The following is a 2,737-nucleotide window of genomic DNA, read 5'->3' on the forward strand; positions in this document are numbered from 1 at the left end:
CCCCGCTGCCGGTGGCTCCGCCACCGTCCGGGGGCGAGGGCGCCCCCGCCGACGGAGCCGCCGACGGGGGAGGACGCCGCCGGGCCCTGTCCGCCGCCGCCCTCAACCTCTCCGGCCTCGCCGTCGGTTACCTGTACCTGCGCCGGTGGCGCCGCTTCGCCGTCGGTTTGGGCGGCATCCTGGTGCTGGTCGCCTTCGCCGTCGGCACCGAGGCGCCGGGCGGGGCGGCCTTCTGGGGGCCGTTGTTCCTGCTGGGCGTCGCGGTCATGGTGGCCGACGCGTGGCGGTTGGGCCGCACCGGTCCCGACCCGCGCCCCGCCTGGGCGCCCCCGGCGGTCGCCGCCGTGCTCCTGGTCCTCGTCGCCCTCGGTTACCTCTGGTACTCCGGGCTTCCCGAGCGGGAGATGGGGCGCGCCGACCGGGCCCACGCGGCGGGGGACTGCGAAACCGCCGTCGGGCACTACAAGGACGCCGTGTCCCCGCGCCACGCCCTGACCTTCCACTCCCTGCGCGAGGTCTCCGCGCTGGGAGTGGACTCCTGTGAGGTGATGATCCGGGCGGAGGCGTCGGCGGCGCGCGGTGCGCACGGCGAGGCCGCCGACGGTTACCACGAGTACCTCGAACTGCACGCCGGTCGCCCACCGTGGACGGGTGCCGGCGACCGGCTGGTGGAACTGCGGGCCGCGCACGCCGACGACCTGACCGAGAAGGTGCGCGAGACGGCGGCGGTGATGAAGGGGACGGACAACCTCGACGCGGGAATGGTGACCGAGGCGTTCGACGCCCGGGTCTCCCTGCGCGGCGAGCACCCGGACACCGACGCCGCGGCGGCCGTGCCCGCCGAGCTGGACGACCTCTACGCCGCGGCCACCCCCGCGGTGGGCTCGGGCGAACACTGCGCGGCGGTCGGCCAACTGTGGGCGGTCACCGTTCTGCCCGGCAACACCGAACTGCCCGACGAGTGGGTGGAGGGGGACGCCGAGCGGCTGGCCGACCGGGCCCGGGGCCCGCTCCCCGCCGAACTGCGGGACTGCGCGATCGACCGGTACGGCGCGGGCGACATCCGGGGCGCGTTGAACCGTCTCGCCGAACTGGTCTCCGATTTCCCCGACTCGGACCCCGCCGACGAAGCCCCCGACACTCTGGAGGGCTTCCGCGCCGACCTGCACGACTCGCTCGACGGGGAGGCGGCGTGCGAGGTGTTCGAGGACCTGGAGGCGCTCATCGACCTCCCCTCCGCCCTGGAGGGCGGTGCCTTCGCCCGGGTCCCGGACCGGGCGAACGCCTCCCTGGGCGAGGCATGGTTCCAGTGCGGCCTGGGCGCGTACGAGGCGGGCGACCACTCCCGCGCCGGCGAGCACCTGGAGCGACTGCTGGAGGAGCAGCCCGACCACCGCCGGGCGGATCGCGCCGAGGAGATCCTCATCGCCATCGAGATCGAGCGGATCACCGAGAGCGGCACCAACGAACTGCCCCCGCCCTCGGTGTCCGGGAGCGGTCCGGCCGGGACGACGAGCGTGACCATCATCAACGACTCCGACCAGCCGCTGGAGATCCTCTACACCGGCCCGCGGACCGGCAAGGCCTCCCTGGCCGCCTCCGGTTCCTCCGGCGGCAGGTGCCTGTCGCAGCAGGGGAAGCCCACGGTGACGCTCAGCCTCCCGCCGGGCAGCTACCAGGTGGTGGCCCGGGCCTCGGGCGGTGGCTTCGTGACTCCCTACCACGGCACCTGGGACCTGCGGGGCGGCACCTCCTACGGTGACTGCTACTACATCACCGACGCCTTCTCCGACCTGCTCGAGCCCTGACGGCCGGTCCGGGCCGGGCCCGCCGTGCCCCTCCCGTGCCACTTCCCCCGCACCCGGGCGGGGGAGTGGCACGGGAGGGGCACGGCGTCAGGCGTCCGCCCCCAGGCGTGCCCGCGCGTCGTCGAGGTCGAAGTCGGCCTCCGGGTAACGGGGGTCCATCTCCCGCAGGTGCTCCAGCAGCAGCCGCCCCACGGCCCAGTTCCGGTACCACTTGCGGTCCGCGGGCACCAGGTACCAGGGGGCGGCCACCGATGAGCAGCGTTCCAGGGCCACCTCGTACGCCCGTTGGTAATCCGGCCACAGGGCGCGGTCGGTGATGTCGTCGGGCGTGAACTTCCAGTGCTTGTCGGGGCGGTCCAGCCGCTTGAGGAGCCGCTCGCGTTGCTTCTCGGGGCTGATGTGGAGGAATACCTTGACGAGGGTCAGTCCGTCGGCGACCAGGGACTCCTCCCACCAGCGGATCTCGGTGTACCGGCGCTCCACCACCTCGGCCGGCACCAGGTTCCGCACCCGGGGCACCAGCACGTCCTCGTAGTGCGAGCGGTCGAAGACGCCGATCTCGCCGGCCATCGGCAGGGCCTGGCCGATCCGCCACAGGTAGTGCCGGCTGCGCTCCTCCTCGGTGGGGGCCTTGAAGCCCCGGATGCGGCACCCGGCGGGGTTGAGGTGGCTGATGACGTGCTTGACGGTGCCGCCCTTGCCGGAGGTGTCCATGCCCTGGAGCACCAGCAGCAGGCGGCTCCGATCGCCGCCGGTGCGCGCGGCGTGCAGCCGTTCCTGGAGTTCGGCGGCCTCCTCGCCCATCTCCTCCGCCTCGGTGGCGGCCCGTCCCTTGTCCCCGATGAAACCCGGGGTGGCGGAGGGGTCGTGCGCGGCGAGGTCCACCGGCTCGCCGGGGGGCAGGCGCAGCAGGTCGCGCAGGGTGGGGC

General features: G+C 74.1%; 2 protein-coding genes. One reads left to right on the top strand and one right to left on the bottom strand.

Annotated elements, in window-relative coordinates; translation table 11 throughout:
* Nucleotides 1-1,808, top strand: a 1,808-nt coding sequence (locus FNQ90_RS18935; RefSeq protein ID WP_182607465.1) for a tetratricopeptide repeat protein, incomplete at its 5' end; no start/stop codon positions are given.
* 87 nt (nt 1,809-1,895) lie between these two features.
* On the opposite strand, the gene FNQ90_RS18940 is transcribed toward FNQ90_RS18935, so the two are convergent.
* Complete coding sequence (locus tag FNQ90_RS18940) at nt 1,896-2,729, bottom strand: PPK2 family polyphosphate kinase (protein WP_228471390.1); 834 nt, start codon at nt 2,727-2,729, stop codon at nt 1,896-1,898.
* Between the last annotated feature and the right edge of the window lie 8 nt (nt 2,730-2,737).

Origin of the sequence: Streptomyces alkaliphilus (assembly GCF_014141535.1) — a bacterium.
GTDB classification, from domain to species: domain Bacteria; phylum Actinomycetota; class Actinomycetes; order Streptomycetales; family Streptomycetaceae; genus Streptomyces; species Streptomyces alkaliphilus.